Genomic DNA, 20,764 nt, shown 5'->3' with positions numbered 1-20,764 from the left:
CCCAACCCCAAAACCCCGCAGGTGTCGCTAAACGACAACTTGCAGGGCCCTGCCCGCCAAGCCAAGATAGACGCACTTTCCAGGAACCCCAGCATGAACTTCTGCAGCCAGTGCGGTAAACCGGTTACCCAGCGCATCCCCGAAGGCGACGGCCGCCTGCGCTTTGTGTGTGATCACTGCTCGACCATTCACTATCAAAACCCCAACATCGTCGCCGGCACCGTCCCGGTGTGGGGCGACAAAGTGCTGCTGTGCCGCCGCGCCATCGAACCGCGCCTGGGTTACTGGACCCTGCCCGCCGGCTTCATGGAGAACGGCGAGACTGTCGAACAGGCCGCCGCCCGCGAAACCCTGGAAGAAGCCTGCGCCCGCGTGCGCAACCTGAGCATCTACACCCTGATCGATGTGCCGCATATCAACCAGGTGCACATCTTCTACCGCGCCGAGTTGGTCGACCTGGACTTCGCGGCCGGCCCAGAAAGCCTGGAAGTGCAGTTGTTCGATGAAGCCGACGTCCCTTGGTCCGAGCTGGCTTTCCGCACGGTCGGGCGTACCTTAGAATGCTTTTTTGCCGACCGTCGGCAACAAGTGTTTCCGGTGCGCAGCGAAGCCGTGTCCCTCATGGGCAAGCCCACCCAATAAAAACCCGGCACAAAGGGATACCGTTTTAATGCGTTGGTTGCTTGCTCTTATCTGCCTGTCGTTCGCTACCCTGTCTTGCGCCTCCACAGTCGAAACCATCGGCGGCAAGCCGATCGAGAAAATCCTGGTGCTCAAGTCCGCACGTCAGTTGCAACTGATCAACGACGGCAAACCGCTCAAGACCTACCGTATTTCCCTGGGTAAAAACCCAAAGGGCGCCAAGCTGATAGAAGGCGACCGCCGCACCCCGGAAGGTTTCTATTGGATCGACTGGCGCAAGACCAGCGACCGCTTCAACCTGTCCATGCACATTTCCTACCCCAACATCAGCGACGCCGCCCGCGCCCGCCGCGAAGGGGTAAGCCCCGGCAGCATGATCATGATCCACGGCACACCCGACACCGAGGAATACCCGGAGCAGTGGTTCCACACCCTGGACTGGACCGATGGCTGCATCGGCATGCGCAACGTGGATATGCGTGAAGTCTGGAACCTGGTCAAAGACGGCACCATGGTCGAGATTCGGCCGTAATCGTCGACCGTTCGTAAAATAATTCAAAAATATTTCCCCGCCCCCGACTACGCCCGCCGGTGAATACCAGTTCACCCCGCGGGCTGCGCCGTTCTGCGCGCGATAAAGACCTCTCTAATACCACTTGATACCCAACCCTCTTGCAGGCCCAGCAAACCGTTGATCGCAGCGTTTTGGCTGCATTGACATGGTATTTAAGTGGTATTAATTTCCGGCCAATACCGGGCGACAACACTCCAATAACCGCATCGGAAACCTGACAGATGAATTCCATCCTGGCCCTGCGCCCCGACGACAAACAATCCACGCCGCTGTACCTGCAACTGGCGCGCAAACTGGAAGCGGCGATCCATGCCGGCCAGTGGACGTCCGAACAGGCGCTGCCGTCGGAACGTGTGCTCAGCGAGCAACTGGGCATCTCACGGGTGACCGCCCGCAAAGCGCTGGAAGTGTTGTTTGCCCAAGGCCTGATCCGCCGTAACCAGGGCTCCGGCACGTTTATTACGCCGCGCCTGGAACAGCCGCTGTCACGCCTGTCGGGCTTCAGCGAGATGTTGCGGCTCAAGGGCTTTGTGCCCACCTCCCAGTGGCTTGAGCGTGAAATCAGCCCGCCAACTCACGAAGAGCTGATCCGCCTGGGCCTCTCGCCCACCGACAAAGTCGCGCGCCTCAAGCGTTTGCGTAAGGCCGATGACACGGTGATGGCAATCGAAATGACCGCCATGCCCGCGTCCGTACTGCCCCATCCGCAAGCCATCGGCAATTCGCTGTACGAATACCTGGAAGGCATTGGCAAACCCATCGTGCGCGCCCTGCAACATATCCAGGCGATCAACGCCTCGGACGAGTTCGCCAAGCTGGTGGGCATCGCCCCCGGCACCGCCATGCTGCTGATGACCCGGGTTGGCTACACCGCCGACAACACACCGATTGAAATCACCGATACCTACTGCCGCAACGACTACTACGACTTCGTCGCAGAGCTGCGCCGCTACGACTTTGCCGCTGAATTGCGGCCTTAGAGAACTGCCCATGTCCGAAGACAATATCCTCACGCCCCACGGCTGGATTCGCGGCCGCCTGGTGCACGAACACGGCAAGGTGATCGCCATCGAAGGCACGCCGTGCGACCCGGCCGACAATGACCTGCCTTACCTGCTGCCGGGCTTTATCGACCTGCACGTACACGGTGGTGGCGGCGCAGACATCATGGAGGGCATCGATGCCTTCGAGACCATCACCCGCACCCATGTGCGTTTTGGTACGACGTCGTTGCTGGCCACCACCATGACAGCACCGGTGGACGAAATTTCTCGTGTGCTAGGCCAACTCGGCAGTTTCTGCGAGCAACGCCCGACCGGCAGCGCCCGCGTACTTGGCGTGCACCTGGAAGGCCCCTACATCAACCCCGGCAAACTCGGCGCCCAGCCCAACTTCGCCCACACCGCACTGATGGCAGAAGTGGAAGCCTACCTGCGCCTGGCGCCGATCCGCGTGATCACCATTGCGCCGGAAATTGCCGGCCATGACGCCCTGATCCGCGCCCTCAGCGAACGCGGCGTGCGCATGCAGATCGGCCACACCCTGGGCAGCTACGAAGAAGGCGTCGCCGCCCTCGCCGCCGGAGCCACCAGTTTTACCCATCTGTACAACGCCATGAGCCCGCTGCATCACCGTGAGCCCGGCATCGTCGGCGCCGCGCTGGCCCACGCCCAGTACGCCGAATTGATCCCCGACTTGCTGCACGTACACCCCGGCGCCATGCGCGTGGCCCTGCGCTCGATCCCGTGCCTGTATTGCGTCACCGATTCCACCGCCGCCGCCGGCATGCCCGATGGCGAGTACAAACTGGGCAGCCACACCGTGACCAAATGCCTGGGCGGCGTGCGCCTGGCCGACGGCACGTTGGCGGGCAGCACGCTGACCATGGACCAGGCGCTACGCAACCTGGTGAAGATCGGCCTGCCCATCAGCGAAGCCTCACAACGCCTGTCGCAATTTCCTGCGGACTACCTGGGCCTGGAAGAACGCGGCCGCCTGCAACCCGGCAGCTTCGCCGACTGCGTGCGCCTGGACCGCTCCCTGACACTCACCGACGTAATGGTCGAAGGAGAAACCATTGACTTCAAAAATGCTTGAAGAGGCCCTGGCCTCCTGCGACGCCGTCGCCGCCCAACTGCAACGCCTGGAACCGGCGCTGGAAGAGATCGCCGGACGCCTGCGCCGCCAGCCACCGCAAGTGGCGATGACCATCGCCCGTGGCAGCTCGGACCATGCCGCCAGCTACTTCGCGTATGTGGCCATGCAACACGTGGGCATCCCGGTGGCGTCATTGCCGATGTCGGTGGTGACCTTGTTGCAAGCGCCGTTGAAGGTCAGTGGCCAGGTGGCATTCGGGTTTTCCCAGTCGGGCCAAAGCCCGGACCTGGTCAACAGCCTGCGCCTGCTGCGTAAACGCGGCGCCCTGAGCATCTCGCTGGTCAACGCCGAAGAATCACCACTGGAAGCCGCCTGCGAATTTCATGTGCCGCTGTGCGCCGGGCCGGAACACAGCGTGGCCGCGACCAAAAGCTTTATCGCCACCCTCAGCGCCAGCGCATTGCTGATCGGCCACTGGAACCAGGAAACCGACTTGCTGCAAGCCTGCCGCGCCCTGCCCGACGACCTGCGCGCTGCAGCCAAACAGGATTGGAGCAAGGCGATCGAAGCCCTGCGCGGCTGCCAGCAATTGATGGTGATCGGCCGTGGCGCAGGTTTTGCCATCGCCCAGGAAGCCGCGCTCAAACTCAAGGAAACCTCGGCGATCCAGGCCGAAGCGTTCAGCAGCGCTGAAGTGCGCCACGGGCCGATGGCACTGATTGGCGACAACTACCCGCTGCTGGTCTTCGCCCCACGCGGCGCCGAACAAGCCGGCCTGTTGAGCCTGGCCGCGGATATGCGCCAACGCGGTGCCCGTGTGTTGCTGGCCGCGCCAGACGATATCACCGAGCGCGACCTGACCCTGAGCCGCGCCGAACACCCGACCCTGGACCCGATCCTGGCGATCCAAAGTTTTTACGTCATGGCTGCAGGCCTGGCCGTTGCCCGGGGCATGGACCCGGACCAGCCGCGCCACCTGAGCAAAGTCACCCGCACTCACTGAGTCGGTTGCCGCGTTTTCCTGATGAGTACCGTGCCCATGTCCAACAACAATAATGAATTGACCCTAAGCGCCCCCCTGAGTGGGCCGGTGCTGGCCCTGGGCAACGTTCCCGATGAGGTGTTCGCCAGTGGCACCCTCGGCGACGGCATTGCCATCGACCCGCTGAACGACTGCCTGCATGCGCCGTGTGACGGGGTGATCATCCACGTCGCTCGCACCGGGCATGCGCTGACGATTCGCGCCGATAACGGGGCCGAAGTATTGATGCACGTGGGCATCGACACCGTGGAGTTGAACGGTGAAGGGTTTGCCTTGCTGGTGAAGGAAGGCGCGCGGGTCAGCGAAGGGCAAGCGCTGGTGCAATTTGACCTGGACCGGATAGCGCGCCAGTGCAAGAGCCTGGTCAGCCTGATCATTCTCACCAACGGCGAGCGTTTTGAGCTGCGACCGATTGCGGGCAAGTCGATCAATGTCGGTGAACCCTTGCTGCAAGTGCTGGCCCGCTCGACCGCGTCGGCTCAGTCTTCTGTGGATAACTCGGTCGCCGAAGCCAGTGCCAGCGTGCGCATCACCCATCGCGGCGGTTTGCATGCACGTCCGGCCGCACTGATCCGCAAGACGGCGCAGGATTTCAGCAGCCAAGCGCAGTTGCACTATGGCGAAAAATCCGCCTCGTGCGACAGCCTGATGGGTCTGATGGGGTTGGGTATTGGCGAGGGCGACGAGGTACGTGTGACGTGCCGCGGCAAGGATTGCGAAGCCGCATTGCAGGCGTTGATCAACGCCTTGTCAGTCGCCACTAAAGAAGAGCACCACACACCCATCCTCATTACTCCCCGCCACACGAGTCACGAAGCCGATGTACTGCAAGGCGTATGCGCAGCACCGGGCCTGGTGTGTGGGCCGCTGTTTCGGCTGAGCGGCATCGAGTTGCCGGAAGACACCGGCAAGCATGCACCCGACGAACAACTGCAAAGGCTGGACGTGGCACTGGAGCAGGTGCGCAGTGAAATTCGCAGCACTCTTACCCACGCCCGCCAGCGCAAGAACGTCGAAGAAGAAGACATCTTCACCGCCCACCTGGCCCTGCTGGAGGACCCGACGCTGCTCGACGCGGCTGCCCGTGCAATTGAACAAGGCAGTGCCGCCACGCATGCCTGGCGCGATGCGATCCAGGCCCAATGCACCGTGCTGCTGGCCCTGGGCAAGCCGCTGTTTGCCGAGCGCGCCAACGACCTGCGCGACCTGCAACAACGCGTGCTGCGTGCGCTACTGGGTGAGGCCTGGCACTTTGAATTGCCGGCGGGTGCGATTGTCAGCGCCCATGAGCTGACCCCATCGGACCTGCTGCAATTGAGCGCGCAACACGCCGTTGGCATCTGCATGGCCGAAGGCGGCGCGACGTCTCACGTGGCGATCCTGGCCCGTGGCAAAGGCTTGCCGTGTGTGGTGGCGTTGGGCGCCGAAGTACTCGACGTCCCGCAAGGCCAGCGCGTGGTATTGGATGCCGCCAACGGTCGCCTGGAACTGGCCCCCAGCGAAGCGCGCCACGCCGAAGTGCACCAGATTCGCGATGCGCAAACACTGCGCCGCCAACAGCAACAGGTGCTGGCTCAACTACCCGCCAGCACCCGCGACGGCATCACGATTGAGGTAGCTGCCAACGTTGCCTCCAGTGCCGAAGCCCAGGTGGCGTTTGAAAACGGCGCGGATGGCGTCGGCCTGCTACGCACCGAGTTCCTTTTTGTCGACCGCGATACCGCGCCAGACGAACAGGAACAACGTCAGGCCTATCAAGCCGTACTGGATGCGATGGGCGATAAGTCGGTGATCATCCGCACCATCGATGTGGGCGGCGACAAGCAACTCGACTATCTGCCACTGCCCATCGAGGCCAACCCGGTGCTGGGCTTGCGCGGTATTCGCATGGCCCAGGCTCGTCCTGAACTGCTCGACCAACAACTGCGCGCCCTGCTGCAAGTCAGCCCGTTGGGGCGCTGCCGCATCCTGCTGCCGATGGTCACTGAGGTGGATGAATTGCTGCAGATCCGCCAGCGCCTGGATCAATTGTGCGCTGAGCTGGAGCTGACCCAACGCCCCGAACTGGGCGTGATGATCGAAGTCCCCGCGGCTGCAATTCTCGCCGAGCAATTGGCCAAGCATGCCGACTTCCTGTCCATCGGCACCAACGACCTGTCCCAATACACCTTGGCCATGGACCGTGACCACGCCGGCCTCGCCGCGCGGGTCGATGCCATGCACCCCGCACTGTTGCGCCTGATTGCGTTGACCTGTGCCGGCGCCGCCAAGCATGGCCGTTGGGTCGGCGTCTGTGGCGCACTCGCCTCCGATCCACTGGCTACGCCGGTACTGGTGGGCCTGGGCGTTAGCGAGCTGTCGGTCAGCCCGCCGCAGATTGGAGAAATCAAGGACCGCGTCCGTCACCTGGATGCGGCGCACTGCCGGCAACTGAGCCAAGGCCTGCTCGACCTGAGCAGCGCCAAGGCCGTTCGCCAAGCCTGTCAACACCACTGGCCGCTGAGCTGACAACAACAAGAAAAAAAGGAGACTCGCCATGTACCAACACTTTATCGAAGGCCTGCAACGCCTCGGCCGTGCGCTGATGCTGCCGATTGCGATCCTGCCTATCGCCGGCCTGTTGCTGCGCCTGGGCGATACCGATCTTTTGAACATCGCGGTGATGCACGATGCCGGGCAGGCGATCTTCGCCAACCTGGCACTGATCTTCGCCATCGGCATCGCCGTGGGGTTTGCCCGCGACAACAACGGCACCGCCGGGCTGGCCGGTGCGATCGGTTACCTGGTGATGATCTCCACCCTCAAGGTGATGGATACAACCATCAACATGGGCATGCTCGCCGGTATCGCCAGTGGTTTGATGGCGGGCGGGCTGTACAACCGCTTCAAGGACATCAAGCTGCCGGAGTACCTGGCGTTCTTTGGTGGGAGGCGGTTTGTGCCGATTGTCACCGGGTTCAGCGCGGTTGGGCTGGGGGTGATTTTTGGCTTGATCTGGCCGCCGATCCAGCATGGCATCAACAGCTTCGGTGTGTTGCTGATGGAAAGCGGCAGCTTCGGCGCGTTTGTGTTTGGTGTGTTCAACCGCCTGCTGATTGTCACTGGCCTGCACCACATCCTCAACAACATGGCGTGGTTTGTGTTTGGCAGCTTTACCGATCCAGTTACCGGCGCGGTGGTAACCGGCGACCTGACTCGCTACTTCGCCGGCGACCCGAAAGGCGGCCAGTTCATGACCGGCATGTTCCCGGTGATGCTGTTCGGCCTGCCTGCCGCGTGTTTAGCGATGTACCGCAATGCACTGCCGGAACGACGCAAGGTGATGGGCGGGATTTTCCTGTCGATGGCGCTGACCTCGTTCTTGACCGGGGTGACTGAGCCAATTGAATTCGCCTTCATGTTTCTCGCGCCGTTTCTGTACCTGATCCATGCGGTGCTGACGGGCCTGTCGATGGCTGTCACCAATATGCTGAACATCCACCTCGGGTTTACCTTCTCCGGTGGGTTTATCGACATGGTGCTGGGTTGGGGCAAATCGACCAATGGTTGGTTGGTGTTCCCGGTGGGGTTGGCGTATGCGGTGGTCTATTACAGCGTGTTCAACTACTGCATTCGCCGGTTCAACTTGAAGACGCCAGGGCGTGAAGATATCCCAGTGGTGCAGGCTGAGGTGATGACTGATAACCAACGTGCCAGTGCGTATATCCGGGCGCTGGGCGGTGCTTCGAACCTATTGAGTGTCGGCGCCTGTACTACTCGCCTGCGGTTGGACATGGTTGATCGCAACAAGGCAGTGGACGCGGACTTGAAAGCGCTGGGCGCAATGGCCGTCGTACGGCCGGGTAATGGCGGGAGTTTGCAAGTAGTCGTCGGGCCGATGGCCGACAGCATTGCCGATGAAATTCGACTGGCGATGCCTTCGTTTGTTGCCAGCGCGCCGGTCGCGGTTACGCCTGTGGATAAGCCGGTTGCGGTGAATGTGCAGGAAGCCGAGAAATGGCTGAAGGCGTTGGGTGGCCGAGGGAATGTGCGCCAGTTGGAAGCCGTGGCGATGACCCGGTTACGCGTGGAACTGGGGGATGATTCGGTGTTGTCTGAAGCTGATCTGACCGCGCTGGGCTGCCAGGGCCTGAGCCAACTCGACAGTGGTGTTTGGCACCTCTTGATTGGTGACAAGGCATCGGGGTTGGGTGAGGCGCTGGGGCGACTGGTCAGTGGCCATGAAGTCGGCGCCAGGGTTTAGACATGTAGTGACTGTTTTGGCCCCTTCGCGAGCAAGCCCGCTCCCACATTTTGATCTGTGAATACATTCAAAATGTGGGAGCGGGCTTGCCTGCGATGAGGCCCTTACAGGCAACAAAAAACCCGCAGACCAAACTGGCCCAGCGGGTTTCTTGTTTTTACAGCCTGCGAATCAAAAATCCGCCAACTGCCACACTTCATACGCCGGTGTCTCGTACGGGTGGCTCAGTTTGAGCGCAGCCACAACAGCCACGATCAACGCATCTGCCACCACCAACTCCACCTTCCACTCCTCAACCACTTCAACTTGGCCAACCTGCCCAATGAACGGATGACTGCCGTCCAACGCGCGAAATTGGCCTTGGCCCAGCACTTGCCAGGCGCAGCTGTCGTAGTCGCCGATGCGCCCGCCGCCAGCGGCGAAGACGGCGGTTTTCACCGTCTCCACGTGGCTTGGGGGCACAAAGAAGGCGAGCTTGTACACCGTCTTAGTTCACCCACACGCGGGCGTTGCGGAACATGCGCATCCAGGCGCCGTCTTCGTTCCACTCTTCCGGACGCCACGAGTTCTGCACGGCGCGGAATACACGCTCCGGGTGCGGCATCATGATGGTGACGCGACCGTCGCGGCTGGTGAGGCCGGTGATCCCGCGCGGCGAGCCGTTCGGGTTGGCCGGGTAGCTCTCGGTGACCTTGCCGTGGTTGTCGACGAAACGCATGGCCACGCAACCGGACAGGTCGGCTTCCAGCAGGGCTTCTTCGCTTTCGAACTCGGCATGGCCTTCGCCGTGGGCGATGGCGATTGGCATGCGCGAACCGGCCATGCCTTGCAGGAAGATCGAGTTGGACTCTTGCACCTGCACCATGGCGACACGGGCTTCGAACTGCTCGGAACGGTTGCGCACAAAGTGCGGCCAGAACTCGCTGCCCGGGATCAGTTCGCTGAGGTTGGACATCATCTGGCAACCGTTGCACACACCCAGGGTGAAGCTGTCGTTGCGCTCGAAGAAGCCTTGGAATGCATCGCGGGCACGGCTGTTGAACAAGGCCGACTTGGCCCAGCCTTCACCGGCACCCAGCACGTCACCGTAGGAGAAACCGCCGCAGGCCACCAGGCCTTTGAACTCGTTGAGGTCAACGCGACCGGCGAGGATGTCGCTCATGTGCACGTCGATCGCATTGAAGCCGGCGCGGTCGAACGCTGCTGCCATTTCAACCTGGCCGTTGACGCCCTGCTCACGCAGTACGGCCACTTGTGGGCGGATGCCTTTCTTGATGTAGGGCGCGGCGATGTCCTGGTTGACGTCGAAGCTGAGCTTGGTGCTCAGGCCCGGGTTGTCTTCTTCCAGGATCACGTCGAATTCCTGCTCGGCGCAGTCGGCGTTATCGCGCAGGCGTTGGATCTGGTAGCTGGTCTCAGCCCACTGACGTTGCAGCAGACGGCGCTGGCCGGCAAACACGGTATCGCCGTTGAACGAGATGTTGATCTCGCCATTGTTGATCGGCTGGCCGATCACCGCCACGCAGTCGTCCAGGCCAGCGGCGCTGAACTGGGCGAGTACGTCTGGCGTTGCATCCTGGCGCACCTGGATCACAGCGCCCAACTCTTCGTTGAACAGGATGCCGTTAATTTCGGAAGCATCCTCGGCTACGCTGTCGAGCACGATGTTCAGGCCGCAGTGACCGGCGAAGGCCATCTCGACAACGCTGGTCAGCAAGCCGCCATCGGAACGGTCGTGGTAGGACAGCAAGTGACCATCGGCATTGAGGCCCTGGATCACAGCGAAGAAAGCCTTGAGGTCTTCGGCGTCGTCGACGTCCGGCGCCTGGCTGCCGAGCTTGCCATGGGTTTGCGCCAGAATGGACGCGCCCATGCGGTTCTGGCCACGGCCCAGGTCGATCAGGATCAGATCGGTGGTGCCCTTGTCCATGCGCAGTTGCGGGGTCAGGGTCTGGCGCACGTCGGTGACAGGTGCGAAACCGGTGACGATCAGCGACAGCGGCGAGGTCACTGTCTTGTCTACGCCGTCTTCATTCCAACGGGTGGCCATGGACATGGAGTCCTTGCCCACCGGAATGGTGATGCCCAGCTCTGGGCACAGTTCCATGCCGACCGCTTTAACCGTGTCGTACAGACGGGCGTCTTCACCAGGGTGACCGGCAGCGGACATCCAGTTGGCCGACAACTTGATGTCGGACAGCTTGCCAATGCGCGACGCGGCAATGTTGGTGAGGGTTTCACCAATAGCCATGCGGCCCGACGCCGGAGCGTCCAGCAGGGCCAGCGGTGTACGCTCGCCCATGGCCATGGCTTCACCGGTGTAGACGTCAAAGCTGGTGGCGGTGACGGCAACGTCGGCCACCGGAACCTGCCACGGGCCGACCATTTGGTCACGGGCCACGAGGCCTGTGATGGTGCGGTCGCCGATGGTGATCAGGAAGCTTTTGCTGGCCACGGCTGGGTGGTGCAGCACGCGCTCGATGCTGTCGGCCAGTTCCAGTTTGCTTGGGTCAAAATCATCGCCCAGCTCGGCTTCACGCACAGCCGAACGGTGCATGCGCGGGGCTTTGCCCAGCAGCACTTCCAGCGGCATGTCCACCGGGCTGTTGCCGAAGTGGCTGTCGGTGACAGTCAGCTGTGGCTCGGCAGTGGCTTCACCAACGACCGCAAATGGGCAGCGCTCACGTTCGCAGATGGCCTGGAAGCGCGCGAAGTCTTCAGCGCCGACTGCCAGTACGTAGCGCTCTTGGGATTCGTTGCTCCAGATTTCGTGCGGGGCCATGCCCGGCTCGTCGTTTGGAATGTTGCGCAGTTCGAAACGGCCACCACGGTCGCCATCGTTGACCAGTTCCGGGAAGGCGTTGGACAAACCACCTGCGCCGACGTCGTGGATGAAGCTGATCGGGTTTTTGTCACCCAACTGCCAGCAACGGTCGATGACTTCCTGGCAGCGACGCTCCATCTCTGGGTTTTCGCGCTGTACGGAAGCAAAGTCCAGGTCGGCCGAGCTGGTGCCGGTGGCCATGGAGGACGCGGCGCCGCCGCCCAGGCCGATCAACATCGCCGGGCCGCCGAGCACGATCAGCTTGGAGCCGACCAGGATCTCGCCTTTCTTGACGTGTTCTTCACGGATGTTGCCCATGCCGCCGGCCAACATGATTGGCTTGTGGTAGCCGCGCACTTCATCGCCACGTGGCGTGGTGATGGATTGTTCGAAGGTACGGAAGTAACCAGTGAGGGCCGGACGACCAAATTCGTTGTTGAACGCGGCGCCGCCCAGCGGGCCTTCGATCATGATGTCCAGCGCGGTGACGATGCGCTCAGGTTTGCCGTACGGCACTTCCCACGGCTGTTCGAAGCCCGGGATCTGCAGGTTGGACACGGTGAAACCGGTGAGACCCGCCTTTGGCTTGGCGCCACGGCCGGTGGCGCCTTCGTCACGGATCTCGCCACCGGAACCGGTGGCTGCGCCCGGGAACGGGGCAATCGCGGTTGGGTGGTTGTGGGTCTCAACCTTCATCAGGATGTGCACCGGCTCCTGCACCGCGCCGTACTGGCGGGTTTCAGGGTCCGGGAAGAAGCGGCCAGCGACAGAGCCGACGATGACCGAGGCGTTGTCCTTATAAGCCGACAGAACGCCTTCGCTGTGCATCACGTAGGTGTTCTTGATCATGCCGAACAGGCTTTTTTCCTGGCTTTCGCCGTCGATGTCCCAACTGGCGTTGAAGATCTTGTGACGGCAATGCTCGGAGTTGGCCTGGGCGAACATCATCAGTTCGATGTCGTGCGGGTTGCGCTTCAAGCCATTGAAGGCGTTGACCAGGTAGTCGATCTCGTCTTCCGCCAGGGCCAGGCCCAGCTCGGTGTTGGCCTTCTCGAGGGCGGCACGGCCACCGCCGAGCACGTCAATCGCGGTGAGCGGCTTTGGCTCGGCGTGGCTGAACAGGCCGGCAGCCTGTTCCAGCTGGCTGACGATGATCTGGGTCATGCGGTCGTGCAGGCTGCTGGCGATCAGCTCGGCTTCGGCATCGCTGAACTGGCCAGCCACGTAGAAGGCAATGCCGCGTTCCAGACGCTGGATTTTTTCCAGGCCGCAGTTGCGGGCGATGTCGCTGGCTTTGCTCGACCAAGGCGAGATGGTGCCGAACCGTGGCAGAACCAAGAACAAGCGGCCAGTCGGCTCTTGAACGGGAACGCTGGGACCGTACTTCAGAAGGCGTGCCAGCACTTGCTGTTCGTCGGCGGTCAACACGCCGGTAACATCGGCGAAGTGAGCAAATTCAGCGTACAGGCCTGTAACAGCTGGAACCTTCTGGCTCAGTTGCTCAAGGAGTTTGCTGTGGCGAAAGGCAGAAAGGGCAGGAGCGCCGCGCAGGATCAACATCTTCGGGACAGCCTCGGGAAGGGGGTGTGCTTTGAGGCCGTGCATTCTAGCGTAAACCGCCGCCAACGGCACCCGAAACGGTGCTGCTGGCTGCTGCCGAACGTCAGTTGGCTGGATTCCACCCCTTTAAGGCACTGCAGCCAGGCATTCGCAGCAGTTATTTTAACCGTCACAATCCCCCGCCAAGCCCCGTTTCTGCGGGCTGCAGCGCAGTTTCCCCGGCGCTAGCAGACAAGTCCCCCTCTGTCGAGATATGGCGCCGTGGGCCGTTTGCGTATACTGCGCAGATGTTCTCCCCTACTGCTTTGCGCCCGCGATATGCCAAATGGCTGATCGCAACCGGACTCTTCCTGATGCTCAGCGCCTGTGTTGATAAACCCAGCACGCTCGAGCGAATCAAGGAGGATGGCGTATTGCGGGTGATCACCCGGAACAGCCCGGCGACTTATTTCCAGGACCGCAACGGTGAAACCGGTTTCGAGTACGAACTGGTCAAGCGCTTTGCCGACGACCTGGGTGTAAAGCTGGAGATCGAGACCGCTGACAACCTCGATGACCTGTTCGCCCAATTGGGCAAGCCCAACGGCCCGGTTCTGGCCGCCGCCGGCCTGGTCAGCAGCGAGCCGCGCGAACAGCAGGTGCGTTTCTCCCACCCTTATCTTGAAGTGACCCCGCAGGTCATCTACCGCAACGGCCAGTCGCGCCCGACGAACGCGGCGGACCTGGTGGGCAAGAAGATCATGGTGCTCAAGGGCAGCACCCACGCCGAGCAACTGGCGGAACTTAAAAAGCAGAATCCTGCGATCGAATACGAAGAATCCGACGCCGTAGAAGTGGTCGACTTGCTGCGCATGGTGGACGAAGGGCAGATCGACCTGACCCTGGTGGACTCCAACGAAGTGGCGATGAACCAGGTGTACTTCCCCAACGTGCGGGTGGCCTTCGACCTGGGCAATGCCAGCAACCAGAGCTGGGCCGTGGCGGCCGGCGAAGACAACAGCCTGCTCAACGAAATCAACAGCTACCTGGACAAGGTCGAGAAGAACGGCACCCTGCAGCGCCTCAAAGACCGCTACTACGGGCACGTCGATGTACTGGGTTATGTCGGCGCCTATACCTTCGCCCAGCATCTGCAACAGCGTTTGCCCAAGTACGAGAAGCACTTTCGGACCTATGCCAAGGAAGAAAAGGTCGACTGGCGCCTGCTGGCCGCCATCGGCTATCAGGAATCCCTGTGGCAACCCGCCGTCACCTCCAAGACCGGCGTACGCGGCTTGATGATGCTGACCCAGAACACCGCGCAGGCCATGGGCGTGTCCAACCGCCTGGACGCCAAGCAAAGCATCATGGGTGGCGCCAAGTACTTGGCCAAGATCAAGGATGAACTGGACGACAGCATCGCGGAGCCGGATCGCACCTGGTTCGCCCTCGCCGCCTACAACGTCGGCACCGGCCATCTGGACGATGCGCGCACGCTGGCCAAGCGCGAAGGCTTGAACCCGAACAAGTGGCTGGACGTGAAGAAGATGCTGCCGCGCCTGTCGCAGAAGCAGTGGTACAGCAAGACCCGCTACGGTTATGCGCGTGGTGGGGAGCCGGTGCACTTTGTGGCGAACATCCGGCGCTACTACGACATTCTTACCTGGGTAACGCAGCCGCAGCTGGAAGGTAACCAGGTGGTCGAAGGCAACCTGCATGTGCCGGGTGTGAACAAGACCAAGCCGCCGGAAGATAATCCGCAGTTGTAAACACCGTAATCAAAATACTGCAAAACCCTGTGGGAGCCGGGCTTGCCCGCGATGGCGCCTTGCCAGTCGAAATATCCGTTGCCTGACACACCGCTATCGCGGGCAAGCCCGACTCCCACATTTATCGTCTTTGATCCCTACACCGAATTCAGGCCGGTGAGCAGATGCACGATCCCCCCCGCCAGCACCATCACCGCTGGCACACCCGCCACGTTTAACGCCCCAGCATCCATCTTCGCCACATCCTGCAACTGCACCCGAACCCGCGTGAGCGCCACGCGCTGCAGTGACTTGAGATTATCCGCCCCACCCAACGCACTGAGCACCTCAGCCGACAGCAAACTCTGCGTCGGCGTCGCTACCGTCTCCGCTATCAAATCCGGGGTCAGGGCTTTCCAGAACGCCTGCTGCAATTTCTCGAACATGCTCAAAGCTCCACGACAGATGAGGTTTCAACGGTGGCCGCGTGGTACAGGCGTAGCGCCTCGCGGACCTGGGCGGCTTCTTCCAGGCCCAGCACTTGGCGGGCAATGATCTGGCAGTCAGCCAAGTCCAACTCGCGCACAGTGGCCTTGATGGTAGGGATCAACGGCACGCTGACCGACAACTCATTCACCCCCAAACCAATCAACATCGGCACCGCCAGCGCTTCGGACGCCAGCGCCCCGCACACGCCGACCCACTTGCCGTGGGCATGGGCTGCCTTGACCGTGGTGGCGATCAGGCGTAGCACCGCCGGGTGAAAACTGTCGGCCTGGCTGGCCAGGCGCGGGTGGTCGCGGTCCATGGCCAGGGTGTATTGGGTCAGGTCGTTGGTGCCGATGGAAAAGAAGTCGACATGAGGTGCGAAAACATCCGCCATCAGCGCAGCCGACGGCACCTCGATCATGATCCCAAGCTTCGGTAATTCAGTGAGTCCGAGTGCTAACGCTTCCTCTTCCAGAATCTGGCGTGCCACGTGCAACTCGGACAGCAGGCTGACCATCGGCAACATGATATGCAACCGCGCAAAACCGGCACTGGCGAGGATCGCGCGGAACTGTTCGCGTAATAACTCAGGGCGCTCCAGGCACAGGCGAATGCCGCGCAGGCCAAGAAATGGATTGGTCTCCGCCGCCATCGGCACATAGGCCAACGGTTTGTCGCCGCCGACGTCCAGGGTGCGCACCACCAGGTTGCGCTCGGTGCCCAGCGCGCGGGCGATAGCGGTATAGGTGCCGGCCTGTTCTTCGGGGCTAGGGGCGCGATTGCGGTCCAGGTAGAGGAACTCCGAACGCAGCAAGCCGACGCCTTCGCCGCCCAGGGTCAGGGAGTGCTCGACCTCCTGCAACGATGCGACGTTGGCCGTGATTTCAACGTGATGCCCATCACGGGTAGTCGCCGGTAAAAACGCCTGTGCCACGTCGCGCTGACGTCGCTGTACCTGCTGCTTGCGCGCCGCCTCCAGTTGCTCGATCTCGGTCAGGTTCGGGTCCAGGTGCAGCTCGCCCTTATCGGCGTCGAGCAAGACCTGCTTGCCGTTGACCAGCGCCAGCACTTGGGACGGCACACCGCAAATGGCCGGCAAGCCCAAGGCTCGGGCGAGAATGGCGACGTGGCTGGTCGCACCGCCGCCGACCGTGACGAACCCCAGCACCTTGCGGGTGTCCAGGCTGGCGGTTTGCGAGGGTGTCAGTTGTTCGGCGATCAGGATCGCGCGCTCGGGTAAATCCCAGGCGCTGTCTTCAATACCGAGGATCAGTTTCAACACACGCTGGCCGACATCCGCCAGGTCCGCCGCACGTTCGGCGATCAGCGCGTTGCCCAGGCCTTGGAACACCTTGACAGTGGCGGCTGTGGCGCTGCTCCAGGCAAAGGCGGCGCTCTTGCCCTCAGCCAATAATTTGTGGGCGTGCTCCAGCAATGTGGGGTCTTCAAGCAGCTCCTGGTGGGCACGGAAAATGTCCGCTTGAGCACTGCCGACGGCCTTGCCCTGCAACGCTTGCAGCGCTCCGCTTGCGGCGCTCAGACCGCGCTGCAAAGCCGCACGTTCGAGCGCTTCTCCTGCGCCCGCCTCAGTGATGTTCAGCTCAGGTTCGGCCACTTGCACCACCTGGCCAAACGCCGAACCCGGCGAGGCACACACGCCCTTCAAGACTGACGTCGACAACACCGGTTCAACCACCGCAGCCGGTGCCGCAACCGTCTCGCCACAGCCCTGCGCCAACAACGCAACCAACGCGGCGATCGCCGCTTCGGCATCTTCCCCTGCGGCGCTGACTTGCAAGCTATCGCCGTGCACCGTCTGCAGCGCCATGATCGCCACCAGCGACTTGGCGTTGGCGCTCTGGGTTTGCTTGTGCAGGTAGATACTCGCGTTGAAACCTTTCGCGGCCTGGGCAAATACCGCCGCCGGGCGTGCGTGCAGACCATTGGCATTGGGCAAGGTCAGTGGTTTGGAGAACAGCGCATCACCCTCCTCCTCATCCGCCGCTTCAATGGTTTCGCTTGTGGATAACTGCAACAGTGGCTGGCCTACTTCCACGAGGTCGTCTGCCAACACGGTGAACGGCTCGCCGCTGACCACCAGCATCAACGTCAGCAAACTGCGTGCATTGAGCGCCACATAGTCAGCGTCGAACTCAATCAGCGCTTGCCCGGCGGTCACCCGCTGGCCTTCCTGCACTAAGCGGGTGAAGCCCTGGCCGGCCAGGTTCACGGTGTCCAGGCCAATATGCAGCAATACCTGGACGCCATGGTCGTCGGTGATGCTGACCGCATGCCCACTGTCCTGGATATTGCTGATCACCCCGGCCAGTGGCGCGCAGAGGGTCTGCGAAGTCGGGTCGATACACAGGCCGTCGCCGATCACGCGGCTTGCGAACACCGGGTCGGGCACCGTGTCCAGCGCCAGCAGCACACCGGACAACGGCGCGAGCAGTTCCAGGGGTTGAGTTGTGGTCATGACTTCACCTGTTGTTGTGTTCTGTAAAAATCATCGGGCGGACGACAGTCCAAATGCGGGAGCGGGCTTGCTCCCACATTTTTAGTCCGTGTGTACCCGCCTGTTTATTTCCACCAGTATTCGACTTGCACACCCACGTTCGATCCATGCCGCGCCGTGCCGTAGGCACCGGTGTCGGACAACGCCGAGCCCGCCGCCAGTTCATTGGCCGCGCGTTTGGCCGCTTCGTTCCAGCTCGCGTAGGTGTAGTACAAACGCACCTCTGGCCGTGCCCAAAAATCCGGGCCGTTCGGTGACCATGTCGGGGCGAAGGTAAATTTGCTCAGCTTGCGCGTGCCACCGGCCGCATCGACCTGATCATGCCCAAGCTCGGTCACCAGTTTGAACTGTTCGCTGATGGCATACGCTGGGCGCACGCCAACGGACATCCAGGTCTGGTCCTGGCTGCCGGGGCGGATGTCTTTCTGATACACGGCTTCGATCTGCCCGCCAAAACGCGGGGTCACCTGCCAGTCAAAAAACTCCACGGCACGATAACTTTTGCTGCTCTTGTCCAGGAAGGTATTGCCGGTATACCCAAGGCCGGTGCCGGGCCCTTCGCCGTACTGCAAGGCGAACTTGTTCTTGCCGCCCAGGAAAGGTTTTTGCACGTGCTGCGCGGTGATCGCCCAGCCGCTATTGGTGTCGCGTCCGCCGGCTTTTTCGATGTAGCTCAAGCCCAGTTCCAGCTCGCCGCCGGGGTTGGTCTTGAAGCCCGCCACGTTGAAGTCATGACGGGTGGCGTAGTCCTTCTGGTACAGGTTGTCCTTGCGGGAAATGGCATAGCTGTACTTGAGGTCGCCGATCAGCACGTCCTCGATACCACCGCCCGTGGCGCTCTGGTTCCAGTAGTAGAAGTCGGAGATATGGATGTCGTTACGTTTGTAGTAACGCCGGCCAGCCCACACCGAACCGCCATTGAGGCTCGGCAGGTTGGACCACTGCGCATACATCTGCGGCATGCGTGCCGAGCCGTTGTCTTCGCCCTGGAACTTGAGGGCGCGGTCGTACTTGTTGTACAGCGACGCCATGGCATCAACGCTCAGCACCGAGCCGTCGTCGAGGGTCAGCAGGTCTTGGCGCAGTTCCAGCTCGGCGTACTGTTCGCATTCGTTACCCAAACGGTACTTGGATTGCGCCCCCGGCAGCTGGAAACACTGCTGCTTGCCGCTGCCCGTGGAGGTGCCCGCGCCGCTGCGCAGGTAACCGGCAAACTCCAGGGCCTGAGCAGCAAAAGGTGCGGTGAGACACGACGCAATGAGGCCCAGCTTTATTGTTGTTTTCATGAAGCACTCCGATATTTTTATTATGGTTTTTGAAGCGCCCCTGCACTCCCATACAGGGGTTGTTGCGGGCCTCAGTCCTTGAGGTGCAGTACAAACGATTCGTAAGGGCGCAGCATCACGGTGCTGGTGCGCACCGGGCTGTCGGGGTAGTTGCTGATCAGCAGGCGCTGCTCGCTCGCCGCGCTGATCACGTCATCGGGCAATTGGATTTCGCACGGCGCGGCATAGAAGTTGTTCAGCACCAGCAGGCGTTCGCCGCGGCCTTCGCGCAAGTAGGCCCAGACCTGCAGATGGTCTTGCAGCAGTTGACGGTAGACACCCTCCTGGATCAGCGGCTCGTGACGGCGCAACGCGATCAGCGCGCGGTAGTGATGCAGCACGGAGTCCGGATCATCCAGTTGGTTTTCGACGTTGATCTGCTTGGCGTTGGCCGGGATACCGATCCATGGCTCGCCGCTGCTGAACCCGGCGTTGACTGCGTTGCTCCACTGCATCGGCGTACGGCTGTTGTCCCGCGACTTCTGCTTGATCGCCGCCATGCTCGACGCCTCGGACTCACCCGCATCACGCTTGAGACGGAAGATGTTCAACGTCTCTACATCGCGGTACTGCGAGATGTTGTCGAAGCCTGGATTGGTCATGCCCAGCTCTTCGCCCTGGTACACATACGGCGTGCCCTGCAGGAAGTGCAGCGCGGTGGCGAGCATCTTGGCCGACACCACGCGGTGCTCGCCGTCATCACCAAAGCGCGAGACCACTCGTGGCTGGTCGTGGTTACACCAGAACAGTGCATTCCAACCGCCCCCGGCCTGCATGCCCAGTTGCCAATCGGAAAGAATCTGCTTGAGCTGCAGGAAATCGAAGTCAGCCCGCACCCACTTTTGCAGGTTCGGGTAATCAACTTTCAGGTGATGAAAGTTGAAGGTCATCGACAGTTCTTTCGACTCAGGATTGGAGTAGCGAATGCAGTGCTCCAGGCTCGTGGAGGACATCTCGCCGACGTTGATCAGGTCATGCCCTTCAAACACCTCGCGGTGCATTTCCTGCAGGTACGCGTGCACGTTCGGGCCGTCGGTGTAGAAGCGGCGACCGTCGGTGTTGTCCTCGGGGAAGTCGGCGGGCTTGGAGATCAGGTTGATCACGTCCAGGCGGAAACCACCCACGCCCTTGTCGCGCCAGAAGCGCATCAGCTTGAACACCTCGGCGCGCACCTTGGGGTTGTCCCAATTCAGATCGGCCTGGGTGTGGTCAAACAGGTGCAGGAAGTACTGGCCGGTTTGTGCTTCGTATTCCCAGGCCGAGCCGCCGAACTTGGACTCCCAGTTGTTCGGCTGGTCACGCCAGATGTAGAAGTCGCGGTACGGGTTGTCGAGGCTGCTGCGTGCTTGCTGGAACCACTCATGCTCGATGGAGGTGTGGTTGACCACGATGTCGAGCATCAGCTTGATGCCGCGCTTGGCCGCTTCGCTGATCAGCAGGTCGCAATCGGCCATGGTGCCGTAGCTGGGGTCGATGGCGTAGTAGTCGCTGATGTCGTAGCCGTTGTCGCGTTGCGGCGAGCGCAGGAACGGGGTGATCCACAGGCAGTCGACGCCCAGCCATTTGAGGTAATCGAGTTTATCCACGATGCCCAGCAGGTCACCGGTGGCGTTACCCGCGTGGCTGTGGAAGCTTTTTGGGTAGATCTGGTAGATCACCGAGTGTTGCCAGTTCTGCATGGAAACTCCTTCAACGTGGAATGCGATCAACTGTGGGAGCTGGCTTG

14 protein-coding genes are annotated in these 20,764 nt (G+C 61.7%); 8 read left to right on the top strand and 6 right to left on the bottom strand.

The features are described from left to right. The first annotated feature begins 93 nt into the window (after positions 1-93). The 7 genes from CFE47_RS27825 (at position 94) to nagE (ending at position 8,598) form a co-directional block, all read left to right on the top strand. The gene (locus tag CFE47_RS27825) at positions 94-642 is read left to right on the top strand and encodes an NUDIX hydrolase (protein ID WP_286841949.1); all 549 of its coding nucleotides are present in this window, start codon (positions 94-96) and stop codon (positions 640-642) included. A 28-nt stretch (positions 643-670) separates the two neighbouring features. Then, a complete protein-coding gene (locus CFE47_RS27820; RefSeq protein ID WP_185708150.1) occupies positions 671-1,174 on the top strand; it encodes a L,D-transpeptidase family protein in 504 nt (167 codons plus the stop codon). Between the two features lie 263 nt (positions 1,175-1,437). Then, a complete protein-coding gene (locus tag CFE47_RS27815; RefSeq protein WP_286841946.1) occupies positions 1,438-2,196 on the top strand; it encodes a GntR family transcriptional regulator in 759 nt (252 codons plus the stop codon). Positions 2,197-2,206: 10 nt separating this feature from the next. Continuing rightward, positions 2,207-3,313, top strand: a complete 1,107-nt coding sequence (gene nagA / locus CFE47_RS27810) for an N-acetylglucosamine-6-phosphate deacetylase (RefSeq protein ID WP_286841944.1) — start codon at positions 2,207-2,209, stop codon at positions 3,311-3,313. Continuing rightward, on the top strand, positions 3,306-4,316 hold the full coding sequence (locus CFE47_RS27805; protein WP_286841962.1) for an SIS domain-containing protein: 1,011 nt from the start codon (positions 3,306-3,308) through the stop codon (positions 4,314-4,316). The genes nagA and CFE47_RS27805 overlap by 8 nt, the downstream gene beginning before the upstream one ends. Positions 4,317-4,352: 36 nt before the next feature. Further along, positions 4,353-6,863: a phosphoenolpyruvate--protein phosphotransferase gene (ptsP, locus tag CFE47_RS27800; RefSeq protein WP_286841942.1), complete on the top strand. Its 2,511-nt coding sequence runs from the start codon at positions 4,353-4,355 to the stop codon at positions 6,861-6,863. A gap of 28 nt (positions 6,864-6,891) precedes the next feature. Beyond that, entirely contained in the window at positions 6,892-8,598 is a 1,707-nt protein-coding gene (gene nagE, locus CFE47_RS27795; protein WP_286841940.1) for an N-acetylglucosamine-specific PTS transporter subunit IIBC, read from the top strand. A 171-nt stretch (positions 8,599-8,769) separates the two neighbouring features. On the opposite strand, the gene CFE47_RS27790 is transcribed toward nagE, so the two are convergent. Both CFE47_RS27790 and purL read right to left on the bottom strand, forming a co-directional pair. Further along, a complete protein-coding gene (locus CFE47_RS27790; protein ID WP_286841938.1) occupies positions 8,770-9,081 on the bottom strand; it encodes a YqfO family protein in 312 nt (103 codons plus the stop codon). Positions 9,082-9,085: 4 nt separating this feature from the next. After that, positions 9,086-12,982, bottom strand: a complete 3,897-nt coding sequence (gene purL, locus CFE47_RS27785) for a phosphoribosylformylglycinamidine synthase (RefSeq protein WP_286841936.1) — start codon at positions 12,980-12,982, stop codon at positions 9,086-9,088. Positions 12,983-13,269: 287 nt separating this feature from the next. Between purL and mltF the strand changes: the two genes are divergently transcribed. Continuing rightward, complete coding sequence (gene mltF, locus CFE47_RS27780) at positions 13,270-14,730, top strand: membrane-bound lytic murein transglycosylase MltF (RefSeq protein WP_185708158.1); 1,461 nt, start codon at positions 13,270-13,272, stop codon at positions 14,728-14,730. 137 nt (positions 14,731-14,867) lie between these two features. Here the strand turns inward: mltF and CFE47_RS27775 are convergent, their stop codons facing one another. The 4 genes from CFE47_RS27775 to treC all read right to left on the bottom strand — a co-directional run bounded on the left by CFE47_RS27775 (position 14,868) and on the right by treC (position 20,717). After that, the gene (locus CFE47_RS27775) at positions 14,868-15,155 is read right to left on the bottom strand and encodes a PTS sugar transporter subunit IIB (RefSeq protein WP_286841933.1); all 288 of its coding nucleotides are present in this window, start codon (positions 15,153-15,155) and stop codon (positions 14,868-14,870) included. 2 nt (positions 15,156-15,157) lie between these two features. After that, on the bottom strand, positions 15,158-17,674 hold the full coding sequence (ptsP, locus tag CFE47_RS27770) for a phosphoenolpyruvate--protein phosphotransferase (RefSeq protein WP_286841931.1): 2,517 nt from the start codon (positions 17,672-17,674) through the stop codon (positions 15,158-15,160). Between the two features lie 104 nt (positions 17,675-17,778). After that, positions 17,779-18,999, bottom strand: a complete 1,221-nt coding sequence (locus CFE47_RS27765) for a maltoporin (protein WP_286841929.1) — start codon at positions 18,997-18,999, stop codon at positions 17,779-17,781. Between the two features lie 71 nt (positions 19,000-19,070). Continuing rightward, positions 19,071-20,717 carry an alpha,alpha-phosphotrehalase gene (gene treC, locus CFE47_RS27760; protein ID WP_286841927.1) on the bottom strand — a complete coding sequence of 549 codons (1,647 nt, stop codon included), beginning with the start codon at positions 20,715-20,717 and terminating at the stop codon, positions 19,071-19,073. Positions 20,718-20,764 lie beyond the last annotated feature (47 nt).

It is taken from the genome of Pseudomonas sp. PGPPP1 (assembly GCF_002255865.1).
Lineage (GTDB): Bacteria > Pseudomonadota > Gammaproteobacteria > Pseudomonadales > Pseudomonadaceae > Aquipseudomonas > Aquipseudomonas cremoris.
This window is presented reverse-complemented; position numbering and strand designations above follow the sequence as displayed.

Bases quoted from the DNA above. Each gene is read 5' to 3' on its own strand.
- CFE47_RS27815 (WP_286841946.1), top strand. From the start codon at position 1,438: ATGAATTCCATCCTGGCCCTGCGCCCCGACGACAAACAATCCACGCCG.
- ptsP (WP_286841931.1), bottom strand. From the start codon at position 17,674: ATGACCACAACTCAACCCCTGGAACTGCTCGCGCCGTTGTCCGGTGTG.
- CFE47_RS27805 (WP_286841962.1), top strand. From the start codon at position 3,306: ATGCTTGAAGAGGCCCTGGCCTCCTGCGACGCCGTCGCCGCCCAACTG.
- treC (WP_286841927.1), bottom strand. From the start codon at position 20,717: ATGCAGAACTGGCAACACTCGGTGATCTACCAGATCTACCCAAAAAGC.
- CFE47_RS27820 (WP_185708150.1), top strand. From the start codon at position 671: ATGCGTTGGTTGCTTGCTCTTATCTGCCTGTCGTTCGCTACCCTGTCT.
- ptsP (WP_286841942.1), top strand. From the start codon at position 4,353: ATGTCCAACAACAATAATGAATTGACCCTAAGCGCCCCCCTGAGTGGG.
- CFE47_RS27765 (WP_286841929.1), bottom strand. From the start codon at position 18,999: ATGAAAACAACAATAAAGCTGGGCCTCATTGCGTCGTGTCTCACCGCA.
- nagA (WP_286841944.1), top strand. From the start codon at position 2,207: ATGTCCGAAGACAATATCCTCACGCCCCACGGCTGGATTCGCGGCCGC.
- CFE47_RS27825 (WP_286841949.1), top strand. From the start codon at position 94: ATGAACTTCTGCAGCCAGTGCGGTAAACCGGTTACCCAGCGCATCCCC.
- CFE47_RS27775 (WP_286841933.1), bottom strand. From the start codon at position 15,155: ATGTTCGAGAAATTGCAGCAGGCGTTCTGGAAAGCCCTGACCCCGGAT.
- mltF (WP_185708158.1), top strand. From the start codon at position 13,270: ATGTTCTCCCCTACTGCTTTGCGCCCGCGATATGCCAAATGGCTGATC.
- purL (WP_286841936.1), bottom strand. From the start codon at position 12,982: ATGTTGATCCTGCGCGGCGCTCCTGCCCTTTCTGCCTTTCGCCACAGC.
- nagE (WP_286841940.1), top strand. From the start codon at position 6,892: ATGTACCAACACTTTATCGAAGGCCTGCAACGCCTCGGCCGTGCGCTG.